Annotated in this window: 16 protein-coding genes; 7 read left to right on the top strand and 9 right to left on the bottom strand. The window is 42.1% G+C overall.

Translation table 11 applies throughout. The features are described from left to right. Positions 1-28 precede the first annotated feature (28 nt). Positions 29-1,378, bottom strand: a complete 1,350-nt coding sequence (gene ktrD, locus ACFVP7_RS07955; RefSeq protein ID WP_338733491.1) for a Ktr system potassium transporter KtrD — start codon at positions 1,376-1,378, stop codon at positions 29-31. Positions 1,379-1,551: 173 nt separating this feature from the next. Beyond that, positions 1,552-2,448, bottom strand: coding sequence for a protease HtpX (htpX, locus tag ACFVP7_RS07950; RefSeq protein WP_003232513.1), 897 nt, complete (start codon positions 2,446-2,448; stop codon positions 1,552-1,554). A gap of 170 nt (positions 2,449-2,618) precedes the next feature. Between htpX and htpK the strand changes: the two genes are divergently transcribed. Together htpK and sspD are read left to right on the top strand one after the other, a co-directional pair. Continuing rightward, on the top strand, positions 2,619-3,320 hold the full coding sequence (htpK, locus tag ACFVP7_RS07945) for a transcriptional regulator HtpK (RefSeq protein WP_122894600.1): 702 nt from the start codon (positions 2,619-2,621) through the stop codon (positions 3,318-3,320). A 130-nt stretch (positions 3,321-3,450) separates the two neighbouring features. Beyond that, positions 3,451-3,645 carry an acid-soluble spore protein SspD gene (gene sspD / locus ACFVP7_RS07940; protein WP_338733485.1) on the top strand — a complete coding sequence of 65 codons (195 nt, stop codon included), beginning with the start codon at positions 3,451-3,453 and terminating at the stop codon, positions 3,643-3,645. Positions 3,646-3,655: 10 nt separating this feature from the next. Here sspD and rsgI read toward each other — a convergent pair whose 3' ends face one another. From rsgI to ACFVP7_RS07920, 4 genes are all read right to left on the bottom strand, one after another. Then, positions 3,656-4,801 carry an anti-sigma-I factor RsgI gene (gene rsgI, locus ACFVP7_RS07935; RefSeq protein ID WP_338733483.1) on the bottom strand — a complete coding sequence of 382 codons (1,146 nt, stop codon included), beginning with the start codon at positions 4,799-4,801 and terminating at the stop codon, positions 3,656-3,658. Beyond that, a complete protein-coding gene (gene sigI, locus ACFVP7_RS07930) occupies positions 4,798-5,553 on the bottom strand; it encodes an RNA polymerase sigma factor SigI (RefSeq protein ID WP_003245855.1) in 756 nt (251 codons plus the stop codon). Before sigI ends, rsgI begins: the two co-directional genes overlap by 4 nt. Positions 5,554-5,816: 263 nt before the next feature. Beyond that, on the bottom strand, positions 5,817-6,791 hold the full coding sequence (locus tag ACFVP7_RS07925) for a TerC family protein (RefSeq protein WP_009967096.1): 975 nt from the start codon (positions 6,789-6,791) through the stop codon (positions 5,817-5,819). 76 nt (positions 6,792-6,867) lie between these two features. Further along, on the bottom strand, positions 6,868-7,533 hold the full coding sequence (locus ACFVP7_RS07920) for a DedA family protein (protein ID WP_029726984.1): 666 nt from the start codon (positions 7,531-7,533) through the stop codon (positions 6,868-6,870). Positions 7,534-7,712: 179 nt separating this feature from the next. Between ACFVP7_RS07920 and ACFVP7_RS07915 the strand changes: the two genes are divergently transcribed. Genes ACFVP7_RS07915 through ACFVP7_RS07905 form a run of 3 tightly spaced genes read left to right on the top strand, consistent with a single transcriptional unit; the run spans position 7,713 to position 12,926 of the window. Further along, positions 7,713-10,115: an EAL domain-containing protein gene (locus ACFVP7_RS07915; RefSeq protein ID WP_375060102.1), complete on the top strand. Its 2,403-nt coding sequence runs from the start codon at positions 7,713-7,715 to the stop codon at positions 10,113-10,115. Between the two features lie 36 nt (positions 10,116-10,151). Next, the gene (locus ACFVP7_RS07910) at positions 10,152-11,087 is read left to right on the top strand and encodes a Ku protein (RefSeq protein WP_031600437.1); all 936 of its coding nucleotides are present in this window, start codon (positions 10,152-10,154) and stop codon (positions 11,085-11,087) included. A gap of 3 nt (positions 11,088-11,090) precedes the next feature. Continuing rightward, entirely contained in the window at positions 11,091-12,926 is a 1,836-nt protein-coding gene (locus ACFVP7_RS07905; protein ID WP_396583150.1) for a DNA ligase D, read from the top strand. A 25-nt stretch (positions 12,927-12,951) separates the two neighbouring features. Here ACFVP7_RS07905 and ACFVP7_RS07900 read toward each other — a convergent pair whose 3' ends face one another. Next, positions 12,952-13,965, bottom strand: coding sequence for a glycosyltransferase family 2 protein (locus tag ACFVP7_RS07900; protein ID WP_396583149.1), 1,014 nt, complete (start codon positions 13,963-13,965; stop codon positions 12,952-12,954). A gap of 12 nt (positions 13,966-13,977) precedes the next feature. Next, the gene (locus ACFVP7_RS07895) at positions 13,978-15,672 is read right to left on the bottom strand and encodes a DUF6044 family protein (protein ID WP_396583148.1); all 1,695 of its coding nucleotides are present in this window, start codon (positions 15,670-15,672) and stop codon (positions 13,978-13,980) included. A 192-nt stretch (positions 15,673-15,864) separates the two neighbouring features. Between ACFVP7_RS07895 and ACFVP7_RS07890 the strand changes: the two genes are divergently transcribed. Beyond that, positions 15,865-16,677 carry a metallophosphoesterase gene (locus tag ACFVP7_RS07890; RefSeq protein ID WP_003245342.1) on the top strand — a complete coding sequence of 271 codons (813 nt, stop codon included), beginning with the start codon at positions 15,865-15,867 and terminating at the stop codon, positions 16,675-16,677. Positions 16,678-16,704: 27 nt separating this feature from the next. Here ACFVP7_RS07890 and ACFVP7_RS07885 read toward each other — a convergent pair whose 3' ends face one another. Further along, positions 16,705-17,256 (bottom strand): YkoP family protein, encoded by a 552-nt coding sequence (locus tag ACFVP7_RS07885; protein ID WP_031314982.1) that lies wholly within the window; start codon positions 17,254-17,256, stop codon positions 16,705-16,707. Between the two features lie 91 nt (positions 17,257-17,347). Between ACFVP7_RS07885 and ACFVP7_RS07880 the strand changes: the two genes are divergently transcribed. Beyond that, complete coding sequence (locus ACFVP7_RS07880; RefSeq protein ID WP_396583147.1) at positions 17,348-18,469, top strand: glycosyltransferase; 1,122 nt, start codon at positions 17,348-17,350, stop codon at positions 18,467-18,469. Positions 18,470-18,476: the final 7 nt, after the last annotated feature.

Here is an 18,476-nt window from a genome sequence, read left to right as displayed (position 1 = left end):
AAACACCGCAAAGTATGCGGTGTTTTGCCTATCCGATAATCACTCTTTCCTTCGGATAGTGATAATTCGCTTCAATTTCCTTTCTTCCGATCAGATACAGGAAGGTCAGGATGCCGATTCGCCCGATAAACATGACAATCATAATGACGCATTTTCCAACACTGCTCAAATCTGCCGTAATTCCAAGCGACAGGCCGGTTGTACCGAATGCCGAGCACACTTCAAACAAAAGCTCCAGCAGGGAATGCTTTTCTGTAATGGTCAGAATGAGGGTCGCGCCAAAAACGAGCAGGATCGCCATCATCGTGACAACAAGCGACTTCATCAAGTCAGCAGGGTGTAGCTCCCGTTTGAATACCTTTACGGCCTTATTACCGCGGGCAAAATGAAACAGCGCAAGAAGGTTCAAAGCAAAAGTCGTTGTCCGTATGCCTCCCCCGACTGAGCTTGGCGACGCTCCGATAAACATCAGCGCACAAATAAAAAAGAGTGTGGAATCTGATAATTGGCTGATATCGATTGTTGCCAGTCCCCCGCTTCGGGTTGCCGTTGATTGAAACAAGGACAAAAACAAAATATCATGCCATGATTTTCCTGCGAACGCATGGTTTGCTTCCAGAGCAAAGATGCCAATGGCTCCAAACAAGACAAGTAAGCCGAACGTAATCGTCGTGATCTTTGTAAAAAGCGTAAATGGATAACGCCGATGCTTTGAAAACAGGAAATCCTTTACTTCAACAAGCACAGGAAATCCAATCGCTCCAAATATAATTAAAAGCATTGTAATAAACTGCACAAAGTAATCGTGGCGAAATGGAATCATCGAATTACCGGTAATATCAAATCCGCCGTTTGTCGTTGCACTGATACTGGCAAAAAACCCGTGTAAATAAGCTTCCTGATAGGAGTCATAGTAGGTTAAGAAATATGTGCCGAGTATCAGCCCGCCAAAAAATTCAATCCACAAGATCAGAAACAGTACTTGCTTCATCAGATTGACAATTCCTGAAAACTGGGATTGGTTTTGATCAACCATAATCAGTTTCCGTTCTTTCAGCCCGATTCGTTTTCCCATGATCAGCCAAATGAACGTTCCGAGCGTCATAATTCCGATTCCGCCAAATTGCAGAACAAATGCTAATATAAAAATCCCTATTGTGCTGAATGTATCAGCTGTATCAACTACCGTCAGCCCCGTTACGCTGACTGAACTGACAGCTGTAAAAAGCGCATCAATAAACGTCCAATCCGCCCCCGGTTTATGGGCCGCCGGCAAACTCAGCAATATAACGGCCACAGTAACTGCAAGAAAATAATATAATGCGATCAGCTGGGCCGGTGACAAGGCCTGTATCAATTTTCCAAACTTTAATCTCATGTAAAATCCTTCTGCCTCTCTTTTTAAGTACGGTAATTATTCTAAAGATATTAGGTCCATTTTTAAAGGCTTTTACGAAACATTTTCTTAACTTGCTTATTTTTTTATGATTTTAGTCAATGGATAAAATAAAAAACCTCTGAGAATTATCTCAGAGGAACAATGTGTTTGTATTATTTAGCTTCCAGCCGTCTGATTCGCTCATCTAAATCAGGGTGAGTAGAGAAAAGTGAAGAGCGCTTCTTGCCATTAATCTTTAACGTTTGGACAGCTGTCTGATCGTCTTCCATAATCCGGGAAGAATAGCTTTTAAGCGTCCGCAGCGCATGAATCATCTTGTCCTTGCCGGCAAGATCCGCTCCTCCCCTGTCAGCATGGAATTCACGATGGCGTGAATACGCAAACACAACCAGGCTGCCAAGTATCGAAAAGACAATCTGAAAAATAATCATTGCAATAAAATGAACGATCGGCGCTAGATCTTCTTTGACAAAACGGCTTGCTATCCAAGCGGCGATACGCGATAAAAAGACGACAAAGGTATTAACGATACCTTGTAAAAGCGTCATTGTTACCATATCACCATTTGTGATATGCGCGACCTCGTGGGCAAGCACACCTTCAACTGCTGCGTCATCCATCTGCTCCAGCAGCCCTGACGATACTGCGACAAGTGAACGGCGTTTTGACGGTCCAGTCGCAAACGCGTTTACTTCAGGTGAACGGTAAATCCCGACTTCCGGCATTTTCGTTAAACCGGCAGAGCGGCTTAATCTGTGAACACGATCAACCAATTGCTGTTCCTCATAGCTGAGCGAGTGTTTTTTCGGATTCAGCACTCTGACGCCCATCATCGTCTTTGCCATCCATCTGGACATCGCAAGAGACGTAAAGGAACCGACAAATCCAACGACTAAACTGAACACAAGAAGCGCCATTGGATCGATACCGCCATCAGCTGTAAAGTACGTCCCGACTCCTGTAACAGAGCTTAAAACAGACAAAACGATCCCGATTGTTGTAAGCACCAAAATATTCGTTAGAATAAACAGAAAAATTCTTTTCGCCATAACAACCTCCGTTATTTTAAGTTCAAAAGAACCCGTATATTTAAATTATAAAACATCCATTTGAAAATGCAAGGAATTCGACGTATGATGTTAATGTAATTTGCTGACGCTTGAATTTTGAACTTATACATAGACCTATATCCGCGTCAAATTGTTTAAAGAGGTGAACAATGAACATTTTTAAACTCTCTCGAACCGATATGGTGCGGCTGCTCTATTCCCTAAAAGGACAAGGAGAACATAGCCCGCTCGACATTCTCGTCCAATCAGCGAACATGTCAGCAGAAAAAGCAGCCAATCATCTAGAAATTCCTGAATTTCTTACAAGATACGAACGAAAAAAACAGAAAAAAGAATACGGTCTTTCTACAAATGAAATCGTAGAGCTTGGCAACTTATGCGAGCTGACTTCGTTAAAGTCAACCGCGATTCAAAACTGGGTAAAGCGTGATATCAAAGATCTGATCGGACACCCTGAGCTAGGCAAAAAATACTCAATTGAACAGGCAGTTATTCTTTTAATTGTACGTGATTTAAAATCCATTTATGACTTTGAACACATACGGGCTATTTTAAAAGTGGCCTTTAACACAATCTCAGACAGATCTGATGATGTCATCAGCCCGATTGCTTATTATGAAAGCTGCGCATATGTGCTTGATGCCATCCATCACCAAGATACTCCTTCTATGAAAGAATCAAATCTGCAGGAGATCGCCGAACAGGAGACAGAGCGTCTCCGTCACCGTTTTGAAGAACTGAATGACAACCAATGGCTTAAAATCAGACAAATTATCGCCATTACAGTCCTCTCCATTTTGACGTTCCATATTCAGGCAACTGCACATAAAATGACAGCAGACATTCTATAGTCTGCGTCACCCCGGCTCAGAAGCCGGGGTTTTATTTTTCTCCACAACAATTGCCAGCATAAATAAACCCCGTATATTTCAAACTAAATACGCGTTAAGAATTTCTTTATCGAAAAAGGAGATGAAAAAGATGGCGAGCAGAAATAAACTCGTTGTTCCAGGGGTGGAGCAGGCACTAGACCAATTTAAACTCGAAGTGGCTCAAGAATTCGGTGTGCACCTTGGTTCTGATACAGTCGCACGCGCTAACGGCTCTGTAGGCGGAGAAATGACAAAGCGGCTGGTACAGCAAGCACAATCACAATTAAATGGCACAACTAAATAAATTCAGGTCTTTATTCGCCGGGGGCACTCGGCGAATCTTCATTTTGAGCTGAATTATTATCACTGCTGTAGCCGTTTGGATTACGTCGGTCTGAAGCGTTATCCCTTCTGGACGAAGAACGGTTCCTGCCTTGTTCACCATTGTTCCAGTCCCTGTGATATTGGCTTTGACCCTTGTCAGCGCCGTTATTTTCATTTCCTTTATCTTGAGGATCTTGTATTGGGGTTTGCTCATGGTCCCCATCTTTTTCGATATTTGTGTTTTCATTTGGTTCCTTTATATTTTTATCTTTGTCACTATCATCAGTCTGGTCATCCGCTTTCTCTTCTTTCTGGTCTCCGGAATCCGCATCATTCAGCTGTTCATTATCTCCTTGCTTGCTGTCCTGGGTGTCAGTTTGATCGGTGTTTTCATCCTCATTTTCATCACTCTTTTGATCCTCTTCCCCGGATGGTTTGCTGGAGTCATCTTTTAAATCTTTATTGTCATTCTTTTCATTTGATTTGATGTAGCTGCCTGTTGAGACGCCTTCTTTCTTCGCTTTTTCCCTCGTTTGCATATCTGACTCGAGAGATTCCATGCGGTATGTTGTTTTATATTTTTCAGTCACATCATTCAGCTGTTTTTTCACAGCCTTTTTATATGTATTGTCTTCTGTGTTTTCATAAACAGTGGAAATCAATATTTCTTTCGATTTCTTTACATACCCGTGTTCACTGCAGTCGGTTATAATATCGTCAATCACCTTTTTAAAATCAGTCTTCTCCCAATCATCTATATCATTCACGACTTTCTGTCCCTCATCGTTTAGAGGCGTCAGTTCAATCACTTCATAATCGCTGTTTAACGCCATTTCGACGCTTGGATTGATATCGATTGTCATATACGCATAGGCCTTATTATTAGAAAAAACGGGGAGAACTATAAAAATAAAAAGCATAATAGCAGTCATCGTAAAAATCCCCATTTTGAAAGGGCGCAGTTTAAAAAAATCAAAAAAGCTGGCCCTTCTGCCCATGCGTGTTTCACTCGGAAGCATGATTTCTTCTCCGATTTCATAGCTGTGTCGATCATTTTTGGCTTTTAAAAATTGTCCGTCAGGGGTCAGCAACGTGACGAATTTTTTATTTTTCTCTACTATAATCCCTCTTCTCATGAGTGCAGCACCCCTTTAAGATAATCTTTTAAATAAATATAATCACCCGTAATGATAATACACATCGCAATAATATATTTTCTGTTTCTCTCAATCGTTTTTCGGCTTACAGAGACAAGCTGTTCCAGCTGTTTGACCGGAAGCTGCTTCTTTGTATACAGGATAGCGGCCAATTCTTCATGTTCAACAAGCGTCATTGCCACCTTTATGGCGTTTTGCCTTGCATCCGTGTGCTTTGGAGAATTTTCAAGCAGTTCTTTAAACGATAAACCATAATCCTTGAGCTGCTTTTGAAAATAGAGGATTTCCTCCCGCCTCTGCTCCTGTTCAATCTGACGACGGTATTCATCTATGGAAAGCTCGGCTTCAATCAGGCTTTGTGATGACTCCTGATCGTCTCCTTCCTGTAAATCGATATTTATATTTTGTGCGCTTCTGGCTTCTTTTCTAATGTAATCAATGACTTTTCTTTTTATAATAAGCTCAGCAAATGCGAGCAGAGAATTTCCTTTTTCAGGTGAATATTTTTCTATAGCTTCATTAAATGCGATCAGTCCAATACTGAACTCATCGTCTTTTTCATCTATATATCGTTTACAAACGGATGAAACCGTCTTTGCGATAAATGGCTTATATTGCTGTATTAATTCATTTTGCAGATCTTTATTGCCTTTTTGTATACTCTCAACAGCTTTTTCAAGTGTTTGCTTCTTTTTTCCCAATTTAAACAAAAGGCTAAGCACTGGTTTCACCTCAGTTCCTCCCTATAACTACTCATTAATGATAGCTAATTTGATAGGGATTCGCAAAGGAGAAAAAGAAATATTGATTTCCAATGTCTCAATTATGACAAACCATTCTGACGTCCTATACATGATTTCGTGCCTTTCTAAAGAATTAAGGGGGTTTTATGCGTGTTTTTTGTAACAAAGATGTTATAAAAATGTTATTTTATTTCGCTTATGAAAACGCTTCAAACACAAAAAGACTCTGCTTTTAAGCAGAGTCTTTCAGATTACGCCCGTTCACGGGTGCTGTTTTTTTGTTCGTTTTGTGCGCCCTCCGGCTGTTTTTTCCCACCTGACATAAACCAGCCGCAAACCGCGATTGCTGCTAAGACACCCCAGAATATCAGCTTCCATGTTCCAGAATGGATAAAGTGCTCAGAAACAACCGCTATGTCGCGATGGGCAAGCGTATATAAAGCAAGCTTCACTCCGACCCAGCCGACTATCACAAAGGCTGCTGTTTCTAGGCTTGGACGTTCCTTTAATAACTTCACAAACATGGAAGCCGCAAACCGCATGATCACCAGTCCGATGATACCGCCGGCCAAAATGACGAGAAATTGTCCTCCGTCAAGTCCGCCGATCTTCGGGAGTGATGTCCCAGGAAGTGTAACCGCCAGCGCTACTGCTGCTAAGATGGAATCAACAGCAAACGCGATATCCGCCAATTCAACTTTTAAAACAGTCGGCCAAAAACCGCTTTGCTTCGTCTCTTTATGTGTGTCTTCTTTCTTAAATACATATCTTTTCAATAAGTGGCTTGCTGAGATATACAGCAAATAGATCGCGCCAATCGCTTGAACCTGCCATACGTTGACCAAAAATGAAATGGCGAATAAAGAGCCAAATCGCAGAACAAAAGCCCCTGCCAATCCATAAAATAACGCTTTTTTTCTTTTTTCCTCCGGCAAATGTTTTACCATTACCGCCATAACCAGCGCGTTATCGGCGGCTAAAATCCCTTCCAGCCCGATCAAGACGAGAAGAACCCAACCATACTCTAATAATAATGCTGCATCCATAAATGATACCCTCCCAAAAAAGTTGTTTTCTTTCTCTTCATCCGATCTTATGCCGGCCGGACCATGCAAAAAAGACCTTTGCCGACATAAGGCAAAGGTCTTGCTAGACATGAATTCAGGCATGCCAACAAAGCCGATGGATACAATCCATGAAATGACGACTTTGTTTCCGGAATACATTCCGGACGCTACTCCCCTTTGGGATTTCAAGAAATATGATTTTATACGTCAATGATATGCGCAGTGCAATGATTTGTCAACGTTTATTTTTCAAAAATACAGATAATTGTTCGGAGTGCGTGCGTTTCTTCCTCTTTTTCATCAGTAAGTAGAGCAGGAACAGCGCCAAAATCGCTATCCCGATCGGAAGCATATATTGATCAAGAATAGAGCCGACTTCCTTCCAATTTTCACCGAGCTTCACACCGAGATAAACATATACAAATGTAATCGGAAGCATAGCAATGAATGTATAAAGCGAAAACACCCAAACATTCATTTTTGCAATTCCGCACGGTATGGAAATCAATGTCCTGATGCCAGGCAAGAAACGGCCGCTGAACGCGACAAAGCCCCCATGTTTTTTGAAAAATTTATCTGACTTATCAAGCGCTTCAGGTTTAATAAAGAGATACTTCCCAAAACGTTCAAGAAACGGCCTTCCTCCGTAACGGCCTATCCAATACAGCGTAAGCGGACCGGCCACTCCCCCAAGCGATCCTGCCAAAACAACGCCGGCAAGTGTCATATCGCCTTTAGATACCCAATAGCCCGCAAGCGGCAAGACGACTTCGGCCGGGATAAACTCAATACTGAGCGCTAGAAATATTCCAAAATAAGATAAGCTTTTAAATGCTTCAATCCATGACATAACCAGCTCTTCGATAGCCACCAACTCCCTTGTTTCATGTTTATGTATCATACATTTTTGTCTTTTCGGAAAACATCAAGATGATTTTAACACATTTTTCACGGTCAGTTGAACTAAAAATAGATCTCCCTCGTATTTCTATCGTCTTGAAGGCTGAAACTCTGCGGTTAAGCAGCCGATAATAAAAAGAGTCAACAAGACTGGAACACACGATACGGGGGAATCTCCATTTGGAAATACACGTTACATATAATACGACGCTCATATGTTTATCTATTCTAATTGCCTGTACCGCCTCGTATATTTCCCTTGAACTTTCAAGGAAAGTCACCATCAATACAGGCTTAAAAAGTAAAATTTGGCTGATCGGCGGCTCACTTATTATGGGATTCGGTATTTGGTCAATGCATTTTGTAGGGATGATGGCCGTCCATATGGAAATGCCGATGGAATATGAATTCATGCCTTTAATGGCAGCCATTGGCGCATCTGTTTCGGGATCATTTGTGTCATTATATTTTGTCAGCCGGCACATTCTTACATATTCCAGACTGCTTACCGGATCAGTTGTGCTTGGCGCATCTATTGCTTCTATGCACTATATCGGAATGTCTGCCATTTCCCGGGTAATGATTATTTACGAACCGATTTTATTTACAGTTTCAATTATCATTGCGATTGCAGCCTCTTTCGTCTCGTTAAAAATATTCTTTGACTTGGCCGTGAAAAAACATTCTGAGCATCTTATATTCTATAAAGTCGTCAGTTCAATTGTAATGGGCATTGGGATTTCGGGCATGCACTACACAGGGATGCTTGCGGCAACTTTCCATAAGGACACGGCTCCGCCCGGAAGCCATATGGAGGTGCAAACGTTTCATTGGTCAATTTTTGTTACTTTAATTATTTTTTGTATCCAAACGTTATTGTTATTCAGTTCCCATGCAGATCGAAAGTTTATTAAACAGAGCGAACGCATAAAGGATAACGAACAGCGATTTCAGTCTTTAATCGTCCACAATATTGATGCAATCTTTATTTTATCATTAGAAGGAGACATAATATCTTCCAATCACGCTGGTGAGGAAATGATCAGCAAATTTGGCTTCAGCATGCATGACTGGAGGAATTACACATCACAGAAGATTAAGCGCCTTTTTGAGCAAGTTAAAAAAGATAAACAAGCGATGAACAGCGATAGCGATCTTATCACTGAAAAAGGCCAGTTTCACTTAAATATTACGCTTATACCTGTTGAGGTCAATCAGGAACTAGACAGCATTTATGTCATTTGCAAAGACATGACGAAGCAGTACAAAGCAGAAAAAGAAATCCATAGAATGGCTCATTATGATTCGCTTACAGACTTACCTAACAGAAGACATGCCATCTCTCATCTAACAAAGGTGCTGAATCGCGAGCATACCTTGCATTATAACACCGTTGTTTTCTTTCTCGACTTAAACCGGTTTAAAGTGATTAACGATGCATTAGGGCATAATGTCGGCGATCAACTGCTTCAGTTTGCGGCTAAACGTTTGTCATCTGTAGTCCCTGATAACGGATTTATCGCCCGTCTTGGCGGTGATGAATTTATTATTATATTAACAGACGCCAATACAGGAACAGGCGAAGCAGATGTTTTAGCAAGAAAAATTATCCAAAAATTCAAAAAACCTTTCAAAATTCAAGATCACACCCTTGTCACATCTGTCAGTATCGGGATTGCGATATCTCCAAAAGACGGGACGGATGGACTTGAATTGATGAAAAAGGCTGATATGGCGATGTATGCGGCTAAAGAACGAAACAAAAGCAAATACAGATACTATTCTTTTTCAATCGGCAACAAAGAAACCATCAAGCTTAACCAAGAGATGGTACTCAGAGAAGCAATCGAAAACGATAGATTTGTCTTGCATTATCAGCCGCAATTCAGTGTGAAAAAACAAAAAATGACAGGAGCAGAAGCACTGATACGCCTTGTGACACCAGACGGGCAACTGCGTCCGCCCGGAGAATTCATCGGTGTTGCAGAAGAAACGGGACTTATTATTGATATCGGAAAGTGGATTATAGATGAAGCATGCAAGCAGGCAAGGATTTGGCATGACAAAGGCTATGATCTTTCTGTCGCCATTAATATTTCCGCCAGACAGTTCCAATCCAAAGATCTGATTCCCCTCATCAAGGATACGCTTAATAAATACCAGCTTCCTCCGCAGCTTCTTGAAGTGGAGGTGACGGAAAGCATGACAATGGACAATCTCGATCACTCCAAAAAGGTTTTGTCATCCCTAACAGAATTAGGAATCAGAATCAGTATTGACGATTTCGGTACTGGTCACAGCTCTCTTAGCTATTTGAAGGACTTCCCGATTCACAGGCTGAAGATTGACAAATCATTTATTGACGATATTCAGACCCATCCTAAATCAGAGCAAATTACCGGAGCTATTATTGCCATGGGGCATCAGCTGTCTTTGCAGGTGATTGCCGAAGGTGTGGAAAATGCAGCTCAAAAGCAGCTTCTTTTTGAAAAAGGCTGCGATCATTTGCAAGGCTTCTTTTTCAGCAGGCCAATACCTCCGGAACAATTCGAACAATTCATTATTGAACAGCCGTCGCAATAACAGCGCCGGCTTTTTTTCACCCATAAGTTACTACACATGAATCGTACTCCTTCTCTTCACACTAAAGAAAAAAAGGGGTTTATCAATATGCATACAATGTGGAAGGGATCGATCAGCTTCGGATTAGTAAACATCCCCATCAAGCTATATGCGGCCACAGAAGATAAAGATATTAAACTGCGCAGCCTCCATAAAGAGGATCACGCACCAATCAAATACGAGAAAGTTTGCACAAATTGCGAAAAAACTCTTAGTCCTGATGAAATTGTGAAGGGATATGAATATGTAAAAGGGAAATATGTAGTGCTGACAGACGAAGATTTAAAAAGCTTAAAACAGGAGCATGAGGAGAAAGCAGTTGAGATTGTTGACTTTGTTCAGCTTCAGGAAATTGATCCGATTTATTTTAACCGCTCCTACTTTGTCGGCCCCGGGGATAATGGGACGAAGGCCTATACCCTGCTGCGTGAGGCGCTGCGCTCAACCGGAAAGATCGGTATCGCCAATATGACAATCAGGTCAAAGCAGCAGCTGGCGATTCTCCGTGTTTATGAAAATTGTATCGTCATGGAGTCTATCCATTATCCCGATGAGGTCAGAAGCGCCGCTCATGTCCCAGGTGTACCTGATCAATCGAATGTAAACGATAAAGAACTGCAAACCGCTATCACATTAATAGATGAACTGACTGCTGAGTTTGAGCCTGAGAAATATGAAGACACGTACCGACAGGCGCTGCTGCAAAGAGTCAACGACAAGCTTGAAAATAAAGAAACAGCCGTCACTCCTGATAAAGCGCCACCACGTGAAGATGTCATTGACCTGGTAAGCGCTCTGCAAGCCAGCATTGACCGAACCAGAAGGCCGAACCGGGAGACACCGGCTGCCGCACCTGCACAAGCCGCTGAACCGAAAGGAGCCGGAGATAAAAAGCGAAAAACAACTAGAAAAAAAGCCTCCGGCACGTCATAGCCCATGGCGTTTACCATGCAGCCGGTCTTAACTTCGTCACCGCCAATCGGAGCAGAATGGCGTTACGAAGTAAAATATGATGGGTACCGCTGTATTCTCCGCATCCATTCTTCAGGTGTGACCTTAACCAGCAGAAATGGTGTGGAGCTCAGCAGCACCTTCCCTGAAATCACACAATTCGCCAAAACTGCCTTTCAGCACATGGAAAAAGAGCTTCCGCTGACACTTGATGGTGAAATCGTATGTTTGGTGAATCCTTGTCGTGCAGATTTTGAACACCTTCAAGTGCGGGGGCGTTTGAAAAGGCTAGACAAGATTCAGGAATCGGCAAACGCGCGGCCGTGCTGCTTTCTCGCCTTTGATTTGTTAGAGCGAAGCGGAGAAGATGTAACGCTTCTTTCGTATTTGGACCGCAAAAAATCTCTGCGTGAACTCATATCCGCAGTAAAGCTTCCTGCATCTCCAGATCCTTACGCAAAAGAAACCATTCAATCCATTCCCTTTTATGATCATTTTGATCAACTCTGGGAGATGGTAATAAAATATGACGGAGAAGGAATTGTAGCGAAGAAAACAAACAGCAAATGGCTTGAAAAGAAGCGGTCGTCCGATTGGCTCAAATATAAAAACTTTAAACAAGCTTATGTTTGCATAACAGGGTTCAACCCTAACAACGGGTTTCTGACGGTATCAGTGTTAAAAAACGGAATAATGACACCGATTGCCTCTGTCTCGCACGGAATGCGCGATGAGGAAAAAAGCGCTATACGCGAGATTATGGAACAGCACGGACATCAAACACCCTCAGGCGAATTTACGCTTGAACCTTCGATTTGTGCAGCTGTTCAATACTTAACAATTCTCCAAGGCACATTAAGAGAGGTATCGTTTATCGGTTTCGAATTCCAAATGGACTGGACCGAATGCACGTATGCGCAAGTCATACGACACTCCAAACCGGTTCACCCAAAGCTCCAGTTCACAAGCCTGGATAAAATCATATTTGAAAAGAATAAAAAAACAAAAGATGATTTTATTCAGTATATGATTGAAGTCAGTGACTACCTGCTCCCATTTCTGAAAAACCGGGCTGTCACCATCATCCGCTATCCGCATGGATCTAGGAGCGAATCATTTTTCCAAAAAAACAAGCCGGACTATGCGCCGGATTTTGTTCAATCTTTCTATGATGGAAGCCATGAACATATTGTCTGTGAGGATATGTCTACATTGCTATGGCTTTGCAACCAGCTTGCTTTGGAGTTTCACGTTCCTTTTCAAACCATTAAAAGCAGGCGTCCGGCTGAGATTGTCATTGATTTAGATCCGCCTTCGCGAGATGACTTTCTTATGGCCGTGCAGGCCGCAAATGAACTGAAGCGGCTGTTGGATTCCTTTGGCATCACATCGTACCCGAAGCTGTCCGGCAACAAAGGCATCCAGCTTTATATTCCCTTGTCTCCCGAGGCGTTTACGTATGAAGAAACACGCCAATTTACGCAGTTGATCGCAGAGTACTGCACCAATGCATTTCCCGAGCTATTTACCACTGAACGCTTGATTAAAAACAGACACGGCAAATTGTATCTTGATTATTTGCAGCATGCAGAAGGAAAAACGATTATCTGTCCCTATTCGACGAGAGGAAATGAGCTTGGGACTGTCGCAGCCCCGCTCTACTGGCATGAGGTGCAATCATCTTTAACACCCGCTCTGTTTACAATTGATACGGTCATCGATCGAATTAAAAAGCAGGGCTGCCCATTTTTTGATTTTTACCGCAACCCGCAAGACGAACCGCTTAGCGCCATATTGCATCAGTTGAAGAAAAAGAGCTGACTAATGAAGTCAGCTCTTTCCGTGTTTAACTGTACTTTTTTTCCAACCGCTCTTTTTCCTGGCGCTGAAGCGGGCTCAGCTGCTCATTATACAAATCAATATCAATCGCGTATTTCGGCCGTCTTTTCACTTCAGAAAAAATCGTTCCAATATACTCTCCGATGATGCCAATTCCCATCAATTGCAGCCCGCCCAAAAACCAAATGGATATGATGAGAGACGCCCAGCCTGCATTCGTATGGCCGAGCAGCTTTTGAATAAACGCGCCAACCCCTGCCACAGCGCTGAGGAAAAACAAAACAAACCCTAAAAGCGTAAAGAATCGAATTGGTGCGACACTGAATGAAGTAATCCCGTTAAAAGCGAAGGATAGCATCTTTTTCAGGGGATATTTCGTTTTGCCGGCAAAGCGTTCCTTGCGATCATACAAAACTTCGGCCGATTTAAAGCCGATCATAGGGACAATACCTCTTAAAAACAGATTCGCTTCCGGATAACGCTCAAGCTCTTCGAGGGACCTTTTATTCATTAAACGAAAATCAGCATGATTATAAATTAATTTAATCCCAAGCTTATTCATGAGACGATAAAACCCTAACGCGGTCGTGCGCTTGAAAAAAGTATCGGTTTTTCTGCTCCGGCGTACACCGTAAACGATCTCGCATCCCTCATGATATTTCAGCATAAAATCCCGGATCACAGAGATGTCGTCCTGAAGATCAGCATCGATCGAAATGACGCAGTCTGACCTATTCTTCGCTTTATGCAGTCCGGCTAAAAGCGCTTTTTGGTGGCCGACATTGCAGGCTAATTTTAAGCCGGTAACCTTCTTGTTTCTAATGCTCTCCATAGCAATTAAAGCCCAAGTGCGGTCTTTGCTGCCATCATCGACAAACAGAATTTTACTGTCTTCGGCAATTAATTTTTCTTCAATTAAATCATCTACAACCTCTGTCAACTGACGGCTTGTTTCTAGAAACACTTCCTCTTCATTGAAACACGGGACGACGATGGTTAATACTGGCTGTGACTGTTTCAATCGATATCCTCCTTATCTTGTTTCATATAAATAAATGCGCCAGGCGGAATCTTTATGGTCAAACGTCTTTACGAGCGCGAGATGGTTTTGTTCAGCATTCATGATCGGAACTGAAGAAAAAATGTACCGTCCGCCCATTTTTTTAAATACATCTGTATTTAATTGAAGGTTGTTGATCGTTTTCTTCGAGTTCTTTTTGAAATCATATCGTTTACCGAGTTCATCGACAAAAAGGTAGCAGCGGCTGCCCCATTCATCAAAATATTGTTTCAGCCGAGCATTTTTTTCCAGCTCTTTTTCGATGATTTTCCTAAATTCATATTTATATGAGAGCGGATATAGATTGTTATACGTATCTAACGTATAAAACCCGTTATATTGGGCGATAGACGGATGCAGTCCGATGCTCGCCACCCTGTACGAATCCTGCGGACGTCCGATATATTCCTTAATCTCTTTGAATTGCTCCGATGCATAAAACTCCCTGAATGTCGGCGCGTTGTAATGAACGCCATACGTATATTCTTCATTAAAAGGCGCCAACACCATCAGCTGTGCAGCGACTGCGGCGTACACAAGCCATTTCCACCCTTTCCCCATCCGCCAAATGAGATATAAAGCAAGCGCAAAGCTCACATATATAACAAGCGGCCGAAGAAAATGAAAACGGGCAAAATTAAATTCTGCTAAAAAGGCAAATTTCTGCTTTGGAACAGCCCAAATTTTGTTGAACCAAAACGCATACCATAATGACAATCCGTAATTAAGCACACATAAAAACAGATAAACATTTTCTGGCTTTGTCCGATTTCGTTTGAACAGCAGAGCAGCAAATACGACCATCAGGATCGGAAGGATGACAACGGTATGAACGGTCATCACATGATTATGGCCAAAGACAAAGTTTTTTACGGATAGCCGAAGAGAATGCCAAACGTCATGCCTGGATGAGATAAATTCGATACGATGCATCGGTGCGTGCTCAAACAGCATCGAATAGACAAGCCGATATTCAACGAAAAGATAGATACTCGTCATAAATGCAATACTGCCTAAGAACATCAAATTCCATCTTCTTTTTGTAATGGCATCATACAGCCAAAAACACGCCATCCCTGCCAGGAAAAAGAAGAAGCCTAGAACAAAGCTTGAGTATAGAGGGAGCAAGCCCAGCGTCAGCCACTCTCTCCATGAGACATCCCCTTTTCGGATATTTAAAAAAGCCCACAGTGCCAAAGGGTACCCAAGCGTACTCAGCATTCCCGAAGGCCAGAACGGTGTTAAGGCAAATGCAAGCGATACGCCAATTCGGATGAAAGCCGCTTTTGGTTCCGGGATTATATGTTTCTTCAGCAGCACATACATTCCAAAAAAAGCGACAACTCTTGTAACCGTCTGGCTTATTGCATAGGCGGTCATGGAAGAAAAGAAAGCATGGAGCCAAACAATTCCGCTCCACTCGGTGCCAAAGGCATCCCGGGGCAGCCCGTTAATGATTTGCGGAATGGCAGCGTCAACCTTGCCGACGATTTCTCCGCTATCGGCCAGAACCTTGTACCAAGCGATGTTGGAATCTAAATTATCGTGGACCCGGATATGGGCATCTTCCTTTAAAATAAAAAGCGGGGATACATACAATAAAAGAAGAAATAATGCGATCCAGAGATAATATGTTTCTTTTTTTTGTTGTCTCATCAATCGTAACATTGCTTACACATCCATTTGTTATTCTGACTCCGTCGGCATGTTCTGCCTCATGTGTCAAAATTTATTATCCCTTTTCCCTTCCAAATCATTCATCATATGACAATCCGTTTTTCAACCTGTCTCTACCCATTAATTCCCGCTATCCATAGGGCTTGATCACTTACTATACTGATAGAAGGGAGGGGATATATTTTGTTTACAATCTTACTTTCATTGGCCATACTCGTATTTGTGCCATTTCTATATAAAGCGAACCGCAATACAAAAGATGTGAAAGTCAACACCATTTCAATCGACCAAAAAGACGGCCTTCCAGCCAGAAAAAAATTAAATATCCTTCATTTATCAGATCTTCACTTGGAAAACATTTCAGTCTCACCTGAGGAGCTGTATCATTTAACAAAAGATCAGCCTGTGGACATCATTGCTCTTACCGGGGATTTTCTTGATCGGAAACGTAATATTCCGAAGCTGGCAGGTTACTTGAACGCCTTGCAAAAGCTAAAGCCTGCATATGGAATGTACGCGGTGTTCGGTAACCACGATTATGTATTGAAAGAAGAGGACTTTCAGAGATTGAAGCGAGTTTTAGAGGAAAACGGCTGTATCACGCTGCAAAATGAACATGTTCGAATCGAGACGGCTGCAGGGCCAGTCAATATTATCGGCATTGATGATTACAGTACGAATCGGAGTAATATCACCGGCTCTTATCAAAGTCTGGAAAATGGCTATCATCTTGTCTTAACACATGACCCAAATATTATTCTGGATATGAAAGATGTTCATTATGATTACCTGCTGTCAGGGCATTTTCACGGCGGGCAAATTCACTGGCCAAAACCGTATCATTTGGTGAAAATGGGAAAGCTCGTGCGAATGAACATGATTAAAGGTCTTCATTATCATCACGATAAACCATTTTATATCAGCGAAGGCTTGGGACAAACCGGCGTAAATATCCGTGTCGGAAGCCGCCCTGAAGTAACATTTCATCAGATTTAATCAAAAAAGACTGTGCTGACCGAGGCATCAGTCTTTTTTTTGATAGGTTTTCTGCAGCTTTTCTTTTGAGATAAACAAATAGGATGAATTCGGTAAATGCCGCAAGCTCACAGGCTTTGAAGTCAAATATAAAATCGGCACATGGGACACTTTTTTAAAGCATCTGTAAAAAGGATTCACCGGGGTGATCACATCAAAGCCGAGCCTTTCCACACCTTTGTCAAGCATTGTAATCCCAATGATTCCTTTGATTTTCTCGCTTTTTTTATGATTGTTAATATAGTCAAGAAGAAGCGGCATCGATTGATATACTTTCTGATAAATAATGATTCCCTTTCTGACTGCGCTCTCAATGCTTTGCAGCTCCCTGATCAGCTTTATGTTATGCAGGTGGATTTTAACGAGCACATCATTTTTTCTTATATGCGTTCCGTCGCTAAGCACGACATGATGTCCTTTGTACTTCGTCAGCCTGACTCGAAAGACGCTTTTACGATCTTTGTCAACCAAGGTCAGTCTTGAAAAAAAGAAATAAATCGGGTCAACCACTCTCCATATGGAAAGGAAACAGGTTTTCATCTTTTCACCTTCCTCATAATCAAAAACACCCTTATATTTTGTGAACGTTCTCCTCAAAATATAGTTGCCATATTTTTTTAGGAGGACTGTCATGAAAAACATTCTCATTTTTCCTTTTTTAAGCATTTCCACCGGCCATCATCATGTGGCTGATGCATTGCAGGCTGAATTAGAGTCTCAAGGGCTGGCAGCTGAAAAGATTGATATCTTTTCACATGCGTATAGCCGGTTAGAAAAATTGTCCTCCGTGGCTTATTTAAAATGGATTCAATATTTCCCGAAAACGTACAGCGGCATTTACAGGCTCCTCGCCTGCGGAGAATTTCAGCATGACAAACGCTATTTCATGTACGAATGGCTGTTCACACAGCAAATGAGACACATCCTCCAAGAAAAACAGCCTGATATCGCCTTCTGCACACATGCGCTGCCTTCTTATCTGCTGAACCGACTAAAGCCTGAATATCCGAATCTGACGGTTGTGAATGTATACACTGATTTTTTCGTGAATCAATTATGGGGACGGAAGAACATTGATTACCATTTTGTTCCGAGCACGGAAGTAAAGAAGCAGCTAATATCAGAGGGGATCGATCAGAACAACATATACTTGACCGGCATTCCAGTTCACCGAAATTTTGAAATGGAATCAGCAGATACCTTGCAGCACCATCCGCCATATACCATCATCATCACAGGGGGCAGTATGGGGGTCGGCGGGATTTTAAAATGGGTGCAGGAACTGTCGCCAGGCGGAAAGATCTTATACAAAATATTATGCGGCAGAAACGAAAAGCTCTACTCCTATGTCAAAAGTTTACACCACCCCTTGATTGAGGCGATTCCTTACCTTCACAGCAAAGCAGAGATGAACCGTTTGTACGAACAGTCGACAGGCATCATGACTAAACCAGGAGGCGTGACCATCAGTGAATGCTTACAGAAACGGCTTCCGGTATTTATTTATCATGCACTGCCGGGACAGGAGGAAATGAATTTAAACCTTCTACATGAAAAGAAACTCGTCACAGATATGAGAAACTGGGACATGCAGAAAGCAGAAGAGTATATCGCGGCATTTTTTCAATCGAACGAACAGATGAAGGAGTATAAAAAACACGTCAATGGATACCTTGGCGAAATGTCTGATAAGAAGATTGAAGATGTTTTAAAAAGAATCATATGGAAACAAAAAAACACTCTCCTGAAATAGAGAGTGT

The sequence above is a fragment of the Bacillus sp. SG20033 genome (genome assembly GCF_044570195.1).
In the GTDB taxonomy this organism is placed as follows: Bacteria; Bacillota; Bacilli; order Bacillales; family Bacillaceae; genus Bacillus; species Bacillus subtilis.
This window is presented reverse-complemented; position numbering and strand designations above follow the sequence as displayed.